The following is a 20223-nucleotide window of genomic DNA, read 5'->3' on the forward strand; positions in this document are numbered from 1 at the left end:
AATCATGCTGAATCCGTGCCAGAGGTGTTTGAATCACCGGTCACGGCGGTGGTGGTTTTGAAATGAAGCTTGGCAACCTTGCCCAAGGCATCGATGCCGTGTTTGGCGGTAAATTGCCGTGCCGCATCGATGACTGCGGCAGAGGCACCAAGTGGGAGAATTATTCCACCCGCGGTGGAAGTCTTATCCATCCAATCGACGAAGCGCTCTCGCGCAAGGATGGAAGCAGCCGCCACCGCGATGTCGGATTCACCCTTCGTGCGCTGGTCCAGCTGGATCTCCACCTTCTGTGCTTTCAACGCGCGCGCCAGCACGTCGGGGCGGGCGAACTGGTCACTCAGCGCCCGCGGGCAGGAAGGCCGCTGCTCGGCCAGATTGGCGATGACCCGGGCATGGCCCCAAGCCAACAGCCGGTTCAGGTTCCCGAAGGAAGAAAACATCTCGTTGTAGCGCTCCGGGCCGATAGCCACGACGGAAATGGCGATTCCCGGGACCTCGCGGATCTTCGCGGCCAGGTCACGGATCCGCTTCGAGCTGGCGATCCGCTTGGAATCCATCACGCCTGCCGCTCTCAGCGCCCGTGCCACCGGAGCATCTGTATATACACCGGCAATCACCAGAGGCCCGAAATAGTCGCCCTTGCCGCTTTCATCGATGCCGAAGTGCGGGGCGAACATCTCCGGATCCAGCTCCTCCTCGTAGCCCAGCTTGGCCTCGCCGAGGATTTCCGGCTCCAGGATGAAGCGGATGAAATCCTCCGTCTCCTTGCCCTGTACCAGCACCTTCGGGCCCTTTTCGTAGACGGAAACGTTCAGCTTTCCCTTCTTCGCCGCATAGAGCGTGTAGGGCTTCGTCTCGAACTCATAGCCACGCTCCTCCAGCACCTCCCGCAGGCGAGAGGCCTGGGCGGCGGTCAGTGGGGCGGTGTGAGAGGTGAGGGCCACGTTGAGGTCTTGCGGGCTATGAACTGCGAGAACGACTGGCGCGCCAAGGTTTTTCCAATCGACGGAGCGCCAGGGTTGCGATGCGCGATTTTCTCCATTTGGCTTGATGAAATGCTCCCTCCCGTCCGAATTGCTTTCTTCGTCTCAGGTCTGCTGCTCGGTGGCGGAATCGGTGCATTCGCGACCCTCCGAGCGATACACCGTCCGGCCCCGCCGGTACATCGGGTGGATCTCGGGAAGGCTCCTTACGCCAGTCGTCCGGAAGATCTCCTGTTTCCGCCCGGCTTCACTCTGGAAGGGAACATCCGGGTTCCGGGGCTACTTGAAGCGATGCTGGCTCCCGATGGGATCCAGATCTTTCCAGCAGACGAGACCGGGACACTTGTCTCGGGGAGATGGAAATTCTCTCCTGAAGGCAGGAAGCCTGACGAGGACACCCGCCAAAGGCTCCTTCACGCCCTTGGATCGCCAAGTTCCTATGAGGTGCCAGGCAAGGCATGCTCCTTCAATGCCGATATTCTTCTCCGCTTGGAGAAAGATGGCGGGACCCACGATATCGTTTTTTGCTTCGGATGCCGTCAAACCACGGCGGGTTTGGACATGTCGGTGCAGGGAACCAGAACCTTCTACAAATGCTTCTGCGACACACTCCCGAACGATGCCCGGCTTCACCGGAAGAGAGCCGATTTCGAAGCGGCGAACTAGCATTCTGGCCGCAATGGTTCAAATTCGGCCCGTGCTGAAGCCGATCGCCCGACAGACCCCGAAAGATGCTCCGGATGCCTTTCGGGTTGCCCTGCGGGACTGGTTTGAGCGGAATGGGAGGGATTATCCATGGCGCCGGACCCGGGATCCTTACGCGGTGCTCGTCTCGGAGGTCATGCTTCAGCAGACCCAGATCGCCACGGTCCTAGGCCGCGGCTTCTATGACCGTTTCCTGCAAAAATTTCCGGATGTGCCTACTCTGGCCGCCGCGGAGGACGACGAATTGCTGAAAACATGGGAGGGCCTCGGTTACTATCGCCGTGCCCGCATGCTCCGGGAGTCCGCACGGGCCGTCCTTTCTCGCCACGGGGGCCGCTTTCCCGAGGATTACACTGCCATTCTCGATCTGCCGGGCGTCGGCCGCTACACCGCCGGGGCGCTGCTTTCCTTCGCCTTCGATAGGCCCGCCCCGATCGTGGACGGGAATGTCGCCCGGGTCCTCTCCCGGCTCTTCGATCGGGAAGACCCCATCGATGCGGGCCCGATGCAGAAGTGGCTCTGGGAAACGGCGGATGCCCTCCTCGATCGCGAGCATCCCCGCGTCTTCAATTCCGCCCTGATGGAACTCGGGCAGACCCATTGCCGGCCCGGCGTGCCGGATTGCCTTTCCTGCCCCGTTTCCTCCTTCTGCAAGGCTCCTGAGCCCTCTTTGCTTCCGGTGAAGGCGAAGCGCCAGGCGATCGAGGAGATCGACGAACACACCGCCTGCGTCCTTCAGGAGGGCCGCATCCTGCTTTCCCGACAGGGCCGCGGCCGCCGCGAGGGCATGTGGCGCCTGCCGGTGCGTGAAAAGGCCCTCATCTCCGGACTGCCGCTGCTTCACCGCCGGAAATATGGGATCACCAAATACCGGGTCACCCTGCACGTCCACGCCTGTCCGGAGTCGCATGCCGCGGCCTCTCTAGCAGGTGGGGAAGAGTGGATCGATCTCGACCGGTTGGATTCACTGGTCATTCCTCCCGCGGACCGCGCGGCTCTTTCCGCTGTCTTGTTGGATCGCGAAGAAATCGCGTGAGACGGCACGTATCTTTTGCTCTATTTCCTCCGGATGTCTTTCTCTACCCGCCTGTCTCTGGCCGCGATGGCGGCGGCCTCCTTGTCGGCGTGTTCCCTCACTTCTTCCCCGGAACCCGCGGCGGATACCTCTCCCCCGGGGAAGGCGGTGATGCGTCAAGCTGCGGCCCGTCTCGCCGCAGTGGTTATTTCCGGCAAGTCCGAGCTCTCCCCATGGGTGGAAAGCCGCTTCACCCAAGGGAAAGGCCCGGATGATGCCGATGGCGGCTCAGCGATCCCGATCTCCCCGGACGGCTACTTCATGACGGCGGATCATGTGCTGGCCCGCTCGGCCGGCCGGAATGTTTTCGTGATCCATGGCCAGGAAGGCCCCCTGCGTGCCACCAAGGCCCGCATTGTCTGGCGCTCCGCCTCCACCGACCTCGCGGTCCTGCACATTCCGGTGGCCACGCCGCGCTACTACACATGGTCCTCCCCCGATCAATGGCTGCCCGCCGGGACCACCGTGTTCCACAGCGGGATCGCCACCGGCTTCCGAAGCGAGCCGGGGAAACTGGTCACCTCCATCCCCCCGGGCAGCAAGAATGCCGCGCGGTTCAAGCACGACATCCCGCTGGAGCCGGGCGATAGCGGAGGTGCTGTCGTGGACTCTCACGGACGTCTGGTCGGGGTGAATTCAGCGGTCGAATTTCTCGTGCCGCTTGAGACCGCATTTTTCATTGAATCCGAAGCAAACCGGCCGAACGTGCGGGCTCTAGAGCGAATGATTGAGACGGATCGTCGTCGCAATCCCGAGCTCATTCCCACCGTAGTCCCGGCCTCATGAAATACCTCCTGCTCCTCCCCTTGTGTTTCTCGGCATGCGGCCCCGTGGGGCGTGGCTGGGAAGCGGGCTGGACGGAGCGCGCCGCCCAAGACCGCATCATGCTGGTGAGGAATGCTCCGGAGACCCTTGGGCACCGCCGGCTGGTCTATCAGTCCGCCGCCCACCCGAATCTGGATGTCTTCCTGAAGGAAAAAGGCCTGCCGGATTTCATCGCGGAGACCTCCAGCGATGACCGGCAGTATATCATCCTTTATTATCTCGATTCGAAGAACGCATTCGCCGCCCGGACCCGCCGCGGAGTGAATACGGAAATCGATTTCGCCGGCCCCTATACCATGACGGATCGCGAGACAAAGGTGCTCCGGGATCTGCAAAAGGGGAGCCAGCAGACAAATTGAGGATTTTTCCCTAAGGAAATCCCGGGTTGGTCGTTTGGCACCGAACCCATGCGATTCAGATACCTCCTCTTACCCGTCGTTCCGATGGCCCTGCAGGCCCAGGACGTCCTTGATCCGCTCATCGTTACCGCCTCGCGCACCGAGGAGAAGGAGAGCGATACCGCCTATACCGTCGAGGAAATCGACAAGACCTACATCGAGCAGAACAAGCGGCGCACGCTACCGGATGCCCTGCAGTTCACCCCCGGCGTGCTGGTCCAGAAGACCGCCTACGGCCACGGCTCGCCGTATGTCCGCGGCTTCACTGGCCGCCAGAACCTTCTGATGATCGATGGCGTCCGGATGAACAATTCCATCTGGCGCAGCGGCCCGGTCCAGTACTGGAATACCGTCGATCCCTACTCGATCGATCACCTCGAGCTGGTGAAAAGCCAGGGCTCGGTCCTCTACGGATCGGATGCCGTCGGCGGTACCGTGAACGTTTTCACCAAGTCCTCCGGATTCCAGGAAGAAACGGACGGAGCTTTCTTCACCCATGGCTCCGCTTACTACGAATACCGTAGCAATGGCGATGACTCGCACATCGGCCGGGTGGAGAGTTCCTTCGGCGTCGGCGGCCAGTACGGCGTGATGCTCGGCATCTCCGCGAAGGATTACGGGGATATCCGCGATTCCGGCGTCGGCCTGATGCGGAACACCGGCTACCCGGAGCAGGATCTCGATTTCCGCTTCGACATGGCCCTGAACAAGCAGACGACGCTCACGCTCGTCCACCAGCAGGTGAATCAGGACAATGTCTCCCGCTGGCACTCCACGGTCTTCAATCCCGGCTGGCAGCACTCCGGCCATGTCGCCCAGCCCGGTACCTGGCTGGCGCGCACCCTCGACCAAGAGCGCTCGCTGACCTACGTCCGCGTGGAACAGGAGAACGACGACTCCGCCTTCATCAAGCGCTGGAACGCGACGGTCTCCTATCAGACCCAGGCTGATTCCGAGAAGCAGTACCGCACCCGCACCGACCGCCGTTACCAGATCGCGGAACTCGATACCGTCGGCTTTGATACCTCCTTCGAGTCCATCATTGGGCCCGGCAGCCTCGTTTATGGCCTCGATTACTACAGGGACACCGTGGAATCGGAAGGCTACCGCAAGCGCGCGACCGGCGGCCTGAACTACGATGCGGCGACGCGTCCGGTGGCGGATGATTCGAACTACGAGCTCTTCGGTGCCTTTGCGCAATACCAGTGGAAGCCGGTCGATCAATTCGAGCTCACCGGTGGCCTCCGCTACACCTACGCGCAGGCCGAGCTTGGCCGCTACTGGGATGCCGCGGCCAGCACCGACCGCTACGGTGCGGACCGCGATTGGGACAATGTCGTCGGCTCGCTGCGTGCGATCTACCGCTTCACCGATTGCTGGAGCATCTACGGAGGTGCCTCGCAGGCCTTCCGCGCCCCGAACCTCGATGACCTTTCGGGGAACCTGACCGCCCGCTCCGGCATCGCCAGCACCGGTTCCGTTGACGTCGATCCTGAAGAATACATCACCTACGAAATCGGCACCCGCCACAACACGGAGAACACCTCGGTGAACTTTGCCGCCTTCTACACGGATGTGGATGACCTGATTGTCGGCGTGCCGATCACCTCCGGCAGCAGCACCACTGTGGCCACCAACGGCCGCGATGGCTACGTCTACGGCGTCGAACTGGAAGGTGCCTGGCGCTTCCACCCGGAGTGGACCGTTTCCGGCTTCGGTGCTTGGCAGGATGGCCGCACGGAGACGGCTGCCTACCTCGGCGGCCCGATTGTCGATGAGCCCGGCTCCCGTCTCCTGCCGCTCACCGGATCGGTGGCCCTCCGCTGGACTGCTCCTTCGGAAGCATTCTGGATCGAAGGACGCGTGCTTGCAGCGGCTGAAGAAAACCGCCTTACTGCCTCCGACCGCGCCGACAACCAGCGCATTCCGTCGATGGGTACGCCGAACTACATCGTCTACATGCTGCATGGCGGCTGGCGCGCCAGCGAGTTTCTCGAGCTTACCGCAGGCTTGGAAAACATCACCAACGAGGACTACCGCAACCACGGCTCCGGCCAGAACGAAGCGGGCTTCAACACCATCCTTGGTGCCAAGCTGATCTGGTAAATTAACAAGACCATTCCCACCCCGGGTGCATCCGGGTAATATACCGGTGCAGAAAGGCCGCGGGAGTTCGCTCCCGCGGTCTTTCATTTTGCGGATCGGGACGATCCCTCCGCCACCAGCGTCTTTTCCAAGAACGGCAACGCCGTTCCCTCATATAGCCCAAGGGTCGCACGACGCAGGAGTGCCACCCTTGGGAAATGGCCCGAAACAAAGACGGAACCTCAACGAGGTTCCCTCGGTCAGCTTCCTACCTGCGTCATCCCCATCTCGCTAAAGAGGAGATGATCGTTGTCGCTGGAAACGACATGAGCTAGCTCTCGAGGAATGATGGCGAAGCCACTGGCCACGATCTTCGTGCTTACACTCCTCGGCAATCTCCGCGCCGAAGATCCGGCCCCCGCGACTTCCATCATCACTTGGCAAGGCTCCGCCTTTAAAGATGGCGACGCCTTCAATGTCACCGCGACCATTGGCGCGAAAGAGGTGCAACTCATCTGGGATGGCTTTGCCGCCCCGGAGTTCGACTTCATGGACGACAGAGAAAACCCGAAGGTCCGGAGGGGATACATCTTCAAGGACGAACCGACCGTGAAGGCGTTCCGCATGATTGCAGATCAAGCTGAACAATGTGATGCCGGGTATCCAATGGTCATCGGGCAAGGCGTCAGTACCGAGGTTGAAGTCGAATCCCCACCGGGAAGGACACGTCGGCATCTGCGCTACTTTGGGACGACGGTCGAAAAGCTAAAGGTGGGAAAATTGGAAGAGATCCCATGGGATCTGAAAAAGGCCCTTGTAGATTCGAAGGTTGAGGAGGAGGTCCCCCCTGACAGCAAATTTTCGCAGGGGCTGCGCATCTTCGCAGATCAACTCGATGCCTACCGGATAGCTTTTGATGCCTTGTCGAAGGCTTGTGAAAATGCCGATGAGTTGCCGATGACGGAGCTGGAGAAACTCCTTAGCCCGCTGTCCCTCGAAAATTGCCGGCGGATTTATGGAAGTGCCGTCCGGGAACCCGAAGCGATACGAAAGAGTCTTCCGCTTTTCCAATCGATCTTGGCTGCATGTTTTACACCTTCGAACCGGGCTTTGCTTTGTGGCGAAGGGAAGGGAAGCGCGGGATCGCTATTGAACATTGGTGTCTGCCGTAGCGAGCAAGGGGTAAGTTTTCCGATGCTCAAAATGGACGTGGAAGTCCCGGACTACCGGGTCCGGATGTTCTCCTATGAGGAAGAAGCTTTCCTTCTTCACTTCATTTTAGGACGTCGGAGTTGGGAGTCTTGGGATGCCTGCGAGGCTTTCCATCTGGTCCCTTCGCGTGAAGGAAAGCTGCAGATTCAGAAGAGCGAGCGATATGGTGAAAGGGAGGATAGCATCCCGGATTCTCCTGAAATCAATCGCCGTCTTGACTACCTGAATGAAAGGAACATCTGTGGTGCCCTTCTCGGTCTACCAGATGCTCAGCCGGGAAAGGACATTGCCATGGTGCAGATTTTCGCCATTGGCATCAACGGGAAGAACCCGGACCAAGCCAAGGTTGATTTCCTTTTGGATGGAAAAGAGAAGGTGCTGGAAGTGAGCCGGGCCCATGGCGAATGGAAGCCAGGCAAGCTCTGGAACAAACGGGACTACTATCTGATCGATGGAGTGTTCCACAATGACGCCGACTTCCGCCCCAAAGGGCGCTAAAGCCGCTCAGCGCTCCTCCACCCGGATCCTCACCTCTTTCTTCGCCCCGCTGCGCTTGTCGGTCGCGATCAAGACATGATCGCCCGTCTCCAGCTTCACCACCGGTTCCGAAGGTCCGGGGGACAGGGAAAGCGTCTCGCAGGACCACTGCGCGGTCCCCGGAAGGTTTGTGGCCAGATGCAGCATCCCGCCGTTCGGAAGCTCCGGATCCAAGACATAGGTCGCTCCTTCCCGCGGTGCCAGGATTCTCAAGGGCATCTCGCCCGCTTGGTCGCTCGCAATCGCAAACACGGAGCGCCGCCGGTTATATGCCGAGGCGAACCACTCGGAGTACGAGGAATCCAGTAGCACCTTTCCTTGTGCATCACGGTCGCTCGCCGCGGATGGCAGCGGCCTGCGGTCATCAGGGATGAGCTCCGCTTTCCCGGAGCCCGATGCCACCGCTTTCCCGGTCAGCACATCCAGCGGCACATCCAGCAAGCCAGCCGGCCGGTCCAGCCAAGTCGGCTTGGTATCGCGATGCAGTCGCAGCATCGTCCGGTGAAACACCGGTCCCGCTCCCGCCACACCGGAGATGCCTTTCATCGGCGAGTTGTCGAAATTCCCGGCCCATACGCCGACCGTGAATTCCTTCGTGTAACCCATGCACCAGTTGTCGCGGAAATCCGAGGAGGTGCCTGTTTTTGCCGCGCAGCGGAAAGGAAGTTCCAGCGGTCCGCCCCGCCCGAAGGACGGAGCGCGAGCATCAGGATCCGAAAGAATATCCGCGATGAGGTACGCCGCTTGTCCGGTAAAGAGCAGCGGCGCTTCCTCCTTCTTCACACCTTCGCTGAGGCCCAAGGTCACCGGCAGTTCTTCCCCCTCGCGCGCCAGTGTCGCATACGCATTCGTCAGATCCAGCAGCCGCACCGGCGCATTGCCCAGCGTCAGCCCCAATCCGTAACCACCAAAGTCCGGACCAATCGTCCGCAGCTCCAGCGCCGTCAGCAGCTCGTGCAGGGGCTTCGGCCCGCCCAGATCATTCAGCACCCGCATCGCCGGAACATTCAGCGAGCACGCCAGTGCCTCCCGAACCGTGACCGGCCCGCGGAAAGTCCGGTCGTAGTTCTCCGGTGCGTTCAGCCCTTCCTTGGTGCGGAACTGTGTCGGGATATCCGCGACGATCGATCCCGGATGCAGCCCGCCCTTCTCGAAGGACAGCAGCCAGGTAAATGGCTTCAGCGTCGATCCCGGGGAACGCGGCATCAGCGTGCCATTGATCTGCCCGCCATTCGGGTCGCGCCAATTGCCGGAGGAAACCAGCGCCAGGATCTCGCCCGTCGGATTGTGAATCACCACCACCGCCGCGTGCTTCAGATTCGAGGTGGAAAGCTTCGCCAGCTCCTCCCTCACGATCGTCTCCACGTCCGCCTGTAAGTCCGCATCCAGCGAGGTCCGTGAGTCCGCCCTGCCATCACGGGTTTCCCACGCCGCCGGCAGCCACGGTGCCAGCGGCCTTTCCTGCAGCGGTCTCAGCCGCAGGGTCTCGGTACTTGCCGAGGAAATACGGGCCGCATCGTAGTTCTCATAGGCCGCCAGCCGCGCCAGCACCACTGCCCGCCGCGCCAGCGCACGGTTCGGGTGCTTGATCGGGTTCAGCATGCTCGGGGCCTGCGGCAGTCCTGCCAGCAGCGCACTCTCCGCCAGCGATAGATCACCCAGCGGCTTCTGGAAATAGAAGCGCGCCGCCTCTGCCGGGCCGCTCCGGTGGTTCCCGTAAGGCAGGCGGTTGAAATACGCGATCAGGATCCGCTGCTTCGGCCAGCGCATCTCCAGCTGCCGCGCCAGCATCGCCTCGCGGAACTTTGTCTTCAGGCCGCGAGAGGCTGGCGGCGAGGAAAGCTTGATCAACTGCTGTGTGATCGTCGAGGCACCCGAAACCGTCCGCTGGTGCCGCACCGCATCCTTCGCGGCTCGCATCGTGGCCAGCAGGTCGATGCCGCCGTGGGAAAAGAAACGCTTGTCCTCCGCCGCCACCGTGCAGGCGATCAGATCGCGGGGGATTTCATCCAGCGATACCGGGCTGCTGCGCGTGAAGTCCGGCAGCACCAGGTGGTGCAGCGGCTTGCCATGGCGATCGAGCAGGACCGGGGAGGCCGCGGGATTCTCCGTGAGATCCGCGGGCAGGGTAAAACAAAAGGGGAGGAGATACCAGGCGGCCAGACCGCACGCCGCCGCCCCGGCGGGGATGACGATGCGCTTGCGCCTGAACCAAGAACGGACTTTCACCGGGGAACAGAAAAGAAATGAGGCCGGGACCGCAGCCGGAGCCGCGGTCCCGGCCATCTTGTTAGAACTCCCGCGAAGCCGACAAGGCCGTGTTGTCCGGATTGTACATCGACTCCACCTTGGCTGGCGGAGCGATCGCCTTTCCTTCCATCGTGCAGCGCGCCAGATACGTGATATTCTGCCTTCCGCCGCGCCACACGCGGTCGAAGAAGAACAGCGCGCGATCCGAGCGCAGCTCGCTGTGGGAAACGCTCCAGTCATTCTCGCTGGTGCGGCCCGCATTGCCATTCGCCGCCTGGCTGGCGAAGTCGTTGTTCACCGCTTCGAAGAGCGCCGGCAGGCGATCCTCGATCACCATGTAGCGCTCGCCATCGGCAGGCAGCTCCACTTGCAGGGTCACCCGCACCAGATCGCCCAGCTTCGCCGCTTCCAGCGGCTCGGAGGTGCCATCCGGCTTCACCCGCTCGTAGAAGCGCGTGATCTCCAGGCCGTTCTTCGCCACCGGCATCTGCGGCGCGATTTGCGGCTTGGAGGCCAGCTTCACCCGCACATAGGCATTGCCATCCGACTTCGCGGAAAGCGCCAGGCCTTCCCCGAGCGGGAAGTCGAGCAAGACCGCAGGCTTTCCGGCTTCCAGCGCGATGCTCTTGCTGCCGTCCGCGCTGGTCAGCGTGACCGAACTCGGCTGCAGCTCCGAGTGATGTTCCGCGTAAGCCGCGAGTCCCATCAGCGACCAGGCATTCACCCAGGTCGTCCGCCAGTCCCCATACGGACTGCGGTCACTCACGAGGCGATCCAGCGCCTCGGTGGTTTCCTCCGCGTCCGGATTCAGCGTTGCCCAGGCGAGCAGGCGCGCGGCGTTATCGTTTTCATAGGCCATCCAGGCGTCGCTCTTCATGCGGAACTTCGTCTTGTCCCGCAGGATCACCGTCGGGTCATCCAGCGTCTTCGCTTCCTTCGCAGCCATCGCCAGCAGGTAGCGGCCGCGGGGATGGATGTCGGCGATGCGATCCTTCAGCGTGTTGATATACGCATCCGGATCACGACCGGCCAAAGCCAGCACCCACACCGCACGGCAGGCGTTCTCATAGGTGTATGAGGAGTTCGAGCTTGTGACTCCCCGCAGGCCCGTCTCCAGGTAATTGCAGAGCGCCGCGATCGAGGCATCCGGCACATTCGCACCATGCTTCTTCGCCATCACCAGGCCGAGGCCCGCATAGGAACTCGCCCAGTCTTCCGTTTGGGCCATGCCCGGCCAGTAGCTGAAGCCTCCGCCCTCCTTCTGCATCGTCAGCAAGCGGTCGACGCCCTTCTGGATTGCCATCCGGACTTCCTCCGGCGTGCGCTTCGCGAAGGCCGGCACCACCTCACGCAGTTGATCCACCGCGAACCACGGCATCATCGATGAGGTCGTCTGCTCCACGCAGCCGTAGGGATAGTGCAGCAGGTAGTCCACCGATCCACCGGCTTCCAGCAGCAGCGAGCGGGAAAGCTCCAGCTCGATGTTCCCGCGTCCATTCAGCAATTCCGGGTTCAGCTTCTGCAGCAGGTTGGTCTCCTTGTTATCCAGCTTCACCAGCTGTGTCTGGCGCAGCAACGGCATGGGATAGGCCACTTGGAAGCGCGATTCCACCCGGTCACTGTGCTTGCTCGACAGCACTGGCGTCATCGTCACGCCTTCCAGCGAGACCGGCTCCGCCTTCCACAAGAAGACAGCCTCACCCGTGTTCTCGAACTTCACCGGGAAGATCACCGTCGCCGATCCGCCGGCATCCAGCGTGATCGTCTTTTCGGACTCCGCACCAGCCAGAGTCGCCACCGGTTCGGATGCCGGCGGATTCGGGCTGAAGCTAATCTTCCACGTGCCCTTGTAGTCGGACGCATTCTGCACCAGCGCGCGGATGTCCAGCTGGTCACCCTCGTTGGCGAAGCGCGGTGCTTGCGGCTCTACCATCAGCGGCTTCTTCACCACCACGTCGTCTTCCGCGCGGCCGAAGCGGCTCTCGCCATGATGCACCACCACGATCACCCGGTAGCGGGTCAGCGTATCCGGCATCTTGAAGGTGGCCGTGAACTTTCCAGAGGCATCCGTCTTCAGGGCCGGCTGCCACCCCGCGCAGGGATTGAAGTCGCGGCGGGTCTGGTTCTTCAGGCTCGACCAATCGCCATCGCCACCGCCGACGAAGAAGCCCTTGTTAAAGAAGCTCTGCTCATCGGGGGATTCCGCAATGAAGCGGTCCAGCGTCGTGCCGCAGCTCACCCGCAGCTCGCGCGGATCGTAGAAGAAGCCCATCGGGTCCGGAGTTTCATAACCCATCACCGCCAGGGTTCCTTCATCCTCGGCATACAGCGTCACCTCGGCATTCGCCGCGGCAGAGCCATCGGCCAGCGTCACCGTGCCGCCCAGGTTCACTTCCTGGCCCGGCAGCACGCTGTCCTTCGGGACATCCAGCTTCACCGCCAGCTTGTCACGATGGTTCTCCACCATCAGCTCGCAGTAGCCCAGTCGCAGCTGGGGCTCCTTGAACATCCGCGCGCTATCCTGCGCACCCTTGATCACCAGCACCGAGACGAAGGCATTCGGCGCATCGTCATCGCCCACCGGGATCTCGATCACCGGATCCGTCGCCTTCAGGTCCACCATGAAGGTCCGCAGCACCTTCTCGCGCTCGACCGTGATCAAGGCCGTGCCTTCGATCGGCGAAAGCACCAGCACCCGCGCGGTATCGCCCGGTTGATACAGCTTCTTCTCCGGGACCAGCTTGATGCGCATGCCGTCCTCATAGGACCATGGATACTCGTTGCCGCCGTAGACATAGATCGTGGTCACCGTGGCAAAGGCCCGGCCCTCCGCGTCTGTCCCGCGCAGCTCCAACTGGTGCAGGCCCGTCTGCTTCGGCTCGAACAGGAAATCCGATGACTTCCCGCCGGAAAGCGAAACGCTACCCGTGCCCAGCTCCTCGCGGCGTGCCTCATTGCGCACCGCCGTGCCACCCTCGCCATGCGAAAGCCGCACTTGGTCATTCACCTCGCGCGAGAGCTTCGTCGTGATCGTCAGGTCGCCCGGATAGGCTTCGCCCGCAGGAGTCACGGCCACCACTTGCAGCGGCAGGCGGTCGCCCACCCGCACCAGCTTGTCGAGCCGTGAGACACCCACATACACGGAGGAAGGATGCACCGTCACTTCCGTGCTCTTGCTCAGCGTCTGGCGATTCGCATCGGTCACCTCCGTGGAAACGGAAACTTCGCGTGCCATCGGGAACTCGGACTCCGGCAGCTTGGCGGTGATCAGGGCGCTGCCATCTTCCGCCAGCGTGCTCTTCGCCGACTCGCTATTGGAGTGCCGGGAGGAACCCTCGTCATCATCCCAGCGATAGCCGAAGTAGTGATACCAGTAGCCGAAGTCCGGCGTACGATGGTCACCGAACAGGTAATCGCGGAATTTCTCCGGATAGAAGTTCGTGTCCGCGATGTGCGTGAACTGCTGCACCTCGCCCTTCGCCACGGCCTGGCCTTGGTAGTAGGAAGCCTTCAGCGTCAGGCTCACCTCGCTGGCACCCGGGGCCGGCTGCTGCAGCTCGTGGGTAAGCTCGAAGGCATTGCGGCGGAATTCCTCCACCCGGACCGGCAGCTCGAAGCGGCCATTCGTCTGGATCTGCTGGCGCTCCGACCAATCTTCCAGCCCCTCCAGCTTCGCAAGTTCGTCGGGATACTCGAACACCACGCGGTGGTAACCGGTCTTCTCCGGCGGCAGCGTGAAGCTCAGGTCAAAGCCACCCGTCTCGGAAACCGTCACCTCCTGGCTGTAGATCTCCTTCTCTTCCGGATTGGTGATCACCAGCCGGGACTTCGCCGCCGGCTGCGCGGTGATCGCATTGCCATCCTGGCGGCGCACGATCCCCTTGATGTTCACCGTTTCACCCGGCCGGTACAGCGAGCGGTCGGAGAACAGGAACACCTTGCGGAAGCTCGCGGGCGTCTCTTCCCACGAATAGCGCACCGGGAAGCGCCACAGGCCGACGGTCGGCAGCGCGGTATCGTAAGCGATCGAGTAGCGGTCGCTACCGAGATTCGCCTGCAGGTGGCGGGCAGCGGTCTCGCGGGGCAGGGTGGCCATGCCATCGGGTCCGGTCTTCGCCTGCTGGAGCAGCTTCGCATCCTCGCCATAGGTGGTCAGCGCCACGCCTGGCAGCGGCTTGCCGGTCAGGCAGGAGAACGCGAAGACGCGTGCCTCATTGTCGATCGTCTTCCATGCCAGGCCGATGTCGGTCAGCTGGATCAGCGCTTGCACCACGGGAGACTTCGCGCGGCTCTCGCCGTCTTCGTTGTTGCCGGATGGCTTGGTGCCTTCCTTCGGCGTGCCCACGATCTCGATGAAGAACGCCGCGGCACTCTTGGCTTCGGGGTTCGGTCCAGCTTCGTCCTTCGGGAAGCCCAGCGACCACGGCTGCGCATCGCCCGTCAGCATCTTGTCCCAATCGAGCAAGAGCGGCTGCGTCGTATCCAGTGCGTTCGTCAGGGGGATCTCCACATCGGCGATCGTTTCGCCCCCCATCAGCTCGTAGGGGATCTGGTGGGTCGGGTTGATGGATTCACCATTGTGGCCCACGCCCGTGTAGTAGCGGTAGCCCTGCTGCGCACGGATCAGCTGGCTATCGTCCAGCTTCTTCACGCGCAGATGCACCTTGTCCAGATTCACCGTCTGCACGCGATACTTCCGCGTTCCCGAGGCCAGCTGGCTTTCATCCTGGCTCGGCAGGGCGAGCTCCGGATCCAGCGGCTTGAACTCGAGCTGCTTTGAAACGTCCTGCTTCAGCGCCCGGCCATCCCGCGATGCGAGGTTCCCGGATAGCGTGACGTTCCAGTGGTTGTTCGCGGAAAAATCGCCTAACAGGTGCAGCTCGTCATTGCGCACCTCCACCCGGAAGTCTGCGGGCACCGGCTCGATCTTCACCAGTGAGGGATCCAGATCCACCGGCAGGCGCATGTTGAAATCCGCCACGATCCGCCGCGGTGCATCCGCCAGGGTCTGCGCGGCGAAGGACTCGATCTTCAGCGGATCCACATTGCCGATGTAGCGCGTCGCATCCGCGGTGAACTTCGCCTTGCCGCTGCTGTCGGGCAGGCCGTTCAGCATCGCCAGACGCCAGTTCACGCCTTCCGGCAGCTCCTGCAGTGGCGTTACCACCAAGCCATTCGGCAACTCCAGCGATGCCACCGGCTCAGGCCGTGGCAGCTCCGGATTCAGCCGTCGTGCAAAGCGCTCGCTCCACGAGGAGCCGAGGAAGCCCGGCATCTTGATCCGGCCGAAGCTCGCGCGCTCGGTCTTCGCGGCGACACGGATTCCGCCGTCCGCTTCAAAGAAGAGGAAGGGCGCAGCTTTCTCCGGCGTCACGTCGCCATTGAAACGCAGGAAAAACGCCGTCGTCCGTGGCGACCAGTTCTCCTCGTAGCGGTCCAAGAGATTCGCGAAGTCCACTTGGAAGGGCTCGCTGCTGACCTTCGCCACCTCCGCCGCAGGGATCGCGGAGCCATCGAGATGTTTGTGACCGCCTTTCAATTTGAACGTGTAGGAAGTCCCCAGGCCCGGAGCCGAGCTCGGGCGGAATTCCGCAACGTTGGCCTCCTTCCAGTAGAGGGTTCCATTCCAAGGCGGCTGGATCTCCAGCCAATCGTTCTTCGCTTCTTTCCCGATGAGATCGGCGCTGGCAGCTGCGCGATCCAATACGAGTTCAATCGTGCTCTCCGGCGTCAGGGACGCTGTTGAGACGTGGAGACGTGGTGCGGCGGTGGCACCGGTGATGCAGAGGCCCGCCAACAAGACGGCAATTGGGCGCATGGTCGTATTAATGTTCCGTGCCGTGATACGCAATCACGGCAGGCGGACATGTCATCCCAAACGCCGGAATTTTTCAATTTCAGCTTTGTGAAAATCGTGTGCGGAGGAAGTCAGAATATCTTCTTCGCCAAACCGCCGATCTGTTACCGCGAGAGCCTTGATTTCATCGCGAAAAACGCCAACGGCGTTGGCTTTTGCAATGCTGTTGAAGTCACCGTTTGGTGTCCTTTATCGCTCCTCCGTATTCCGGGGTTCCGTAGGAATTCCCCCCAGCTCCGAAGATCAGTCGGGCACCTCTTCCAGAACGAGCTGAAGTTTCTGATCACCCTTCTCCCAAAGCGTCACTTTCTTGCCCGGCACCACGCGGACGGTGGAGCGGAAGGTGAAGTCGCGGTACTCGATGCTGTTCCCCGTCTGGACCGGCACGCGCGCACCAATGGAGATCTGCACGCTATAGGGAGTTCCGGCCGTGATCACGCCTTCCACGTTCCCGATGATCGGAGCCTCGCCATCCGGCTTCAGTGGCAGGGTGGCGGAGAAAACAGGGCCGCCGGAAAGGATCGAAAAATCCGTGGGCACTTGGCCAAAGAGCGCACCCTCAAGCGTGAGCTTCAGGTTGGTGGGAAACTCGGAGTCCTGCCGCGTAGCGGGGATGCCTGGTTGTATCTCCTGACCTAGCGTCCGCGGGCGGGGCGGCCGGACGTGGGGTTGTCCTTCTTGGGCGGAGACTGGCAGCACCGTTGCAATAACGGCGATCAGGAGAGATAGAGGAATCGTTTTCATGGCTTCAAAGGCGATGGACGGAAATGGGAGTCCATCGATTCGAACGAAAAAAAACCGCGTCGCTTGAAATTTGCTCCCAGTTCTCCAGCGGTCCTCATCTGATGACTTTGCCCTTTGCTAAAGTTAACTTGTCGGAAGCCGGGTGTTCGCTCCATCCTCGTCCGGCGATGCGAAGTCTCCCCGCTTCGATTCCGGCCGCCCGCCGGCGTTCCCTCCCGCTTTTGCATACGCTCCCACAATGAGACACTCCTTCTCTCTACGATTGCTCCCGCTGTCGCTTTTGCTCGCCGCCTCGGCTTCGGCCCGCACCCCGGACCAGCCGGTCGATGCGGCCGGCCGCCCGGTCCTCGACTCGAATTCACAGCCGCTCTTCTACGACACTCCCGGAATTCCGGCGCCAGTGGAAGCTTCCTCACCCCTGGCGAGGTCGCTCGCCGCCCCGCCCTTCTCCGGCAGGGAGGGAGAGCCTTGGAATCTTCCGCCAAGTCCGGGTGGAACTCCTTTCTGGAGCTACGCGATGTTTGGCACCCAGATCGGCCTTGGCGGCTTGGTGACCGCGGATGGGGAGGACGGAAAGCACCTCTTCGTCTCGGCGACAGGCAGCGCCAGCTTCGGAGCGAACAATTTCTGGTACGTCCTCCGGCACAATCCGGCCACAGGCAGCTACGATCAGATCCACGTACAGGTCCCTTATCAGGATCTCCACGGCGACTACTGGGGTCCGCGGCTGGTCTCCCTGAAATCCGGGAATGTCCTCGGAGGCAGCGGCGATGAGTTGGTCGTGGCCTTGGAAGATGGACGCATCTTTTTCTACTCCCTCAGCACCTTTCAGGAACTCGCCGCGATCCAGCCCGTTCAAAATCTGACCCAAGTCGCGCTGGCGGACCTGACTCGCGATGGCACTGCCGAACTCCTGGTGCTGACCTATAGCGGCCTGAAGGTCTTCAGCTCCACCGGAACCCTTCTCTGGAGCGTTTCGGGAGTGTCGGGCTCGGATCTCGTGGTGGCTCAGATGGATGGGGATCCCGGTCTGGAAATCGCCACGACTTCCGGGCATGTCATTGATGCGGACAACCACTCGATCCAGTGGACACGGTCCGGGGGCTTCGGTGCTCACTTGCGGACGGCCGATATCGACGGCGACTCGCGCCACGAGTTGATCGCGGCTGAAGGCTGGTACAATATCTACGCCTTCGATGTGGACCAGCAGGTTGCCAAGTGGTCCTACAGGACCGGCCTGGACATCAGCTCGATCGAGATCGGAAATGTGGATGCCGACCCCGCTCCCGAGTTGCTCTACGGAGATAACCAACACGGCGGCGTTCACGTCCTCAGCCTCGGAGCTGTGACACCCGTGGAGAAATGGAGCGTTCCCGGATACGACTCCGGCATCCCCCGCATTGCCGTGGTGGACGCCGATCAGGATGGCGCTGTCGAGCTGATCTGGAGCGGCGGTTCGAATACCACCGGACAAGATCGCCTGAATGTGCTCGATCCCATCAAGCGGGCCCTCGAGTGGCAAAGCATCCATCTGGACGGCCCTTTCGTGAGGCCCGCGATTGGAGACGTGACCGGCGATGGGAAGCCGGAGCTGGTGACCGCCAGCTGGGAGTCGGAGTCCGGCTACGGCAGCGGCCGTATCCTCGTGTTCGACCCGGAGACCCTTGCGCTTTTGGGAACGTCCCAGCCGATCGCCTCCGATCGTTCTTGGACCGGCCTGCGCGATTTGAAGCTGCGCGACATCGATGGGGATGGTCGCAGGGAGATCGTCGTCGCGGCGGACTGGCTTTATGATGGCATTGTCGAGATCTACGCCTTCACGGATGCCAGCACCTTCGAGCTGAAATGGGAGACGGCGCAGCGTCCGAGTGGCTCGCCCATTACTGATGTCGAGGTGATCGACGTGGATGGCGATGGGAATCTGGAGGTGGTCATGATCAATGACCAGGCACACAGTGGCTCGGAGGGAAGCTACCTGCGGGTGGTCGATCTAGCCACCCGGGCTGAGGAATGGCGTTCCGCCAATCTCTCCTCTTCCTGGAGCGGTGCCACTTCCCTGGCGGTGGGAGATGCCGATGGGGACGGGAATGTCGAAGCCCTCGTCGCGGTTTCCGGCACTGGTGTGCTCATCTTCGACCTGAAGTCGCGGGTTCAGGAGGCGACCGTTGGGGGGAGTTACACCGTGGTGACCGTGCGCCCCGGCGAGACCGGTTTCATCGGGGGCCGCGAAGATGGGACCATCACCCGCCACCTTGCAGATGCGCCGGGCCACTATTTTTTCGCGGGTTCATGGAAGGCCTCGGCGGATTCCATCACCGGCCTGACCCCGGGTGCCGGGCAATCGCTCTGGGTCTCCGCCGGCAAGCGCATCCAGCTTTGGCCGGACCAAGCCACCCCGGTTTGGTCGAGCGCGGTACTCGGCAACGTGAATGGCGGTGTGGCTCTCTATGAAGGAGAGGACGGCACCGAGGTCTATGCTGGTCTCACTCATGGAGTGGGCGGTTTCAAGATCGGCAGCGCGACGGACTTTGCGACCGTCAATCTCGATGCCAGCGGTCAGCTTGCCGAAGGGAGCACGGATTCCGTGACCTTGACCTTCACCCGCAGCGCGATAAGCGAAACCCCCACGGAAGTTGTTTTCTCGCTGTATGGTCAAGCGACCGCGGAGGAGGACTATTCGGTGGAGGGCGCGACGTCCCGCAGCGACGGGAATTGGACCGTGACCATCCCCGCCAATCAAACCACGGCGGTCGTCACGCTAGGTATCTTGCAGGATTTCCTGAGCGAGGGCCCGGAGGTGATTTCCGCAGGCTTGGAAAGTGCCAGTGGCTATTTCCTTGGCTCGCCCTCCGTCGCTTTGATTCCCATCGAGGATGACGAGCCGGTGGTCTCCGTGGTCGCGTCGGATCCCTATGCCAGCGAGCTGCGGGCGGGCAGTGCGAGCGACAATGGTTTTTTCAGGCTTTCCCGTACCGGGAATCTCTCGCGCTCCCTGAAAGTGCGCGTCGGTCTGTCGGGTAGCGCCATTGCTGGGATCGACTACCGGAAGATCAATCCCGTGGTGGTCTTCCCGAAGGGTAAGGACACTGTCGAGTTGCGGATCGTTCCGACTCATGACCGACGGGCCGAGGAGATGGAGGAAGTGCAGCTCCAAGTGCTTCCTACAGGACTGTACCGGATCTCGGAATCGGAGCAGGAAGCTTCCCTGTCCATTGCCGATGCCGAACCCGGCGTGGCACTCGATGGGGTGACCCAACTCAGGGGAGCCATGTTGGTCAATCTCAGGCGGAGCGGTGGTCACACGCTTCCGATGACGGTGACTGTCTTCGTCACCCGCAGGGAGGCGAATGGGGCCATGCGCGCTAGCCAGGAGAAGGCGGTCTTCAAGGCCGGCTCGGCCACGGCAGGATACTTGGTGCGTCCTGCCTCGCGGGCGAAAGGTCCCGCCGAGATCACCGTGCAGCTGATCGAGACCGGTGAGTTCCACCTCTTGGACTCCGCACCGGTGTCATTCACTCTCGAACCCTGAGCTCAAAGAGCGAGCTCATCCCG

11 protein-coding genes are annotated in these 20223 nt (G+C 62.0%); 7 read left to right on the top strand and 4 right to left on the bottom strand.

The features are described from left to right. Positions 1-2: 2 nt before the first annotated feature. Complete coding sequence (gene rnhC, locus HHL09_RS13590) at positions 3-944, bottom strand: ribonuclease HIII (protein ID WP_169455171.1); 942 nt, start codon at positions 942-944, stop codon at positions 3-5. 111 nt (positions 945-1055) lie between these two features. Between rnhC and HHL09_RS13595 the strand changes: the two genes are divergently transcribed. The 6 genes from HHL09_RS13595 (at position 1056) to HHL09_RS13620 (ending at position 7781) form a co-directional block, all read left to right on the top strand. Further along, entirely contained in the window at positions 1056-1649 is a 594-nt protein-coding gene (locus tag HHL09_RS13595) for a hypothetical protein (RefSeq protein WP_169455172.1), read from the top strand. A 31-nt stretch (positions 1650-1680) separates the two neighbouring features. After that, complete coding sequence (locus HHL09_RS13600) at positions 1681-2724, top strand: A/G-specific adenine glycosylase (RefSeq protein WP_169455173.1); 1044 nt, start codon at positions 1681-1683, stop codon at positions 2722-2724. Between the two features lie 33 nt (positions 2725-2757). Next, a complete protein-coding gene (locus HHL09_RS13605; RefSeq protein WP_169455174.1) occupies positions 2758-3549 on the top strand; it encodes a S1 family peptidase in 792 nt (263 codons plus the stop codon). Continuing rightward, complete coding sequence (locus HHL09_RS13610; protein WP_169455175.1) at positions 3546-3947, top strand: hypothetical protein; 402 nt, start codon at positions 3546-3548, stop codon at positions 3945-3947. The genes HHL09_RS13605 and HHL09_RS13610 overlap by 4 nt, the downstream gene beginning before the upstream one ends. 48 nt (positions 3948-3995) lie before the next feature. After that, positions 3996-6092, top strand: coding sequence for a TonB-dependent receptor (locus HHL09_RS13615; protein ID WP_169455176.1), 2097 nt, complete (start codon positions 3996-3998; stop codon positions 6090-6092). Positions 6093-6416: 324 nt separating this feature from the next. Continuing rightward, complete coding sequence (locus tag HHL09_RS13620; protein ID WP_169455177.1) at positions 6417-7781, top strand: hypothetical protein; 1365 nt, start codon at positions 6417-6419, stop codon at positions 7779-7781. A gap of 6 nt (positions 7782-7787) precedes the next feature. Here the strand turns inward: HHL09_RS13620 and pbpC are convergent, their stop codons facing one another. The 3 genes from pbpC to HHL09_RS13635 form a co-directional block, all read right to left on the bottom strand. Next, positions 7788-10049 (bottom strand): penicillin-binding protein 1C, encoded by a 2262-nt coding sequence (gene pbpC / locus HHL09_RS13625; protein ID WP_169455178.1) that lies wholly within the window; start codon positions 10047-10049, stop codon positions 7788-7790. 61 nt (positions 10050-10110) lie between these two features. After that, positions 10111-15888 carry an alpha-2-macroglobulin family protein gene (locus HHL09_RS13630; protein WP_169455179.1) on the bottom strand — a complete coding sequence of 1926 codons (5778 nt, stop codon included), beginning with the start codon at positions 15886-15888 and terminating at the stop codon, positions 10111-10113. A gap of 282 nt (positions 15889-16170) precedes the next feature. Next, entirely contained in the window at positions 16171-16671 is a 501-nt protein-coding gene (locus HHL09_RS13635) for a hypothetical protein (protein WP_169455180.1), read from the bottom strand. Between the two features lie 238 nt (positions 16672-16909). Between HHL09_RS13635 and HHL09_RS13640 the strand changes: the two genes are divergently transcribed. Next, a complete protein-coding gene (locus HHL09_RS13640) occupies positions 16910-20200 on the top strand; it encodes an FG-GAP repeat domain-containing protein (protein WP_169455181.1) in 3291 nt (1096 codons plus the stop codon). Positions 20201-20223 lie beyond the last annotated feature (23 nt).

The organism is Luteolibacter luteus, assembly GCF_012913485.1.
In the GTDB taxonomy this organism is placed as follows: Bacteria; Verrucomicrobiota; Verrucomicrobiia; order Verrucomicrobiales; family Akkermansiaceae; genus Haloferula; species Haloferula lutea.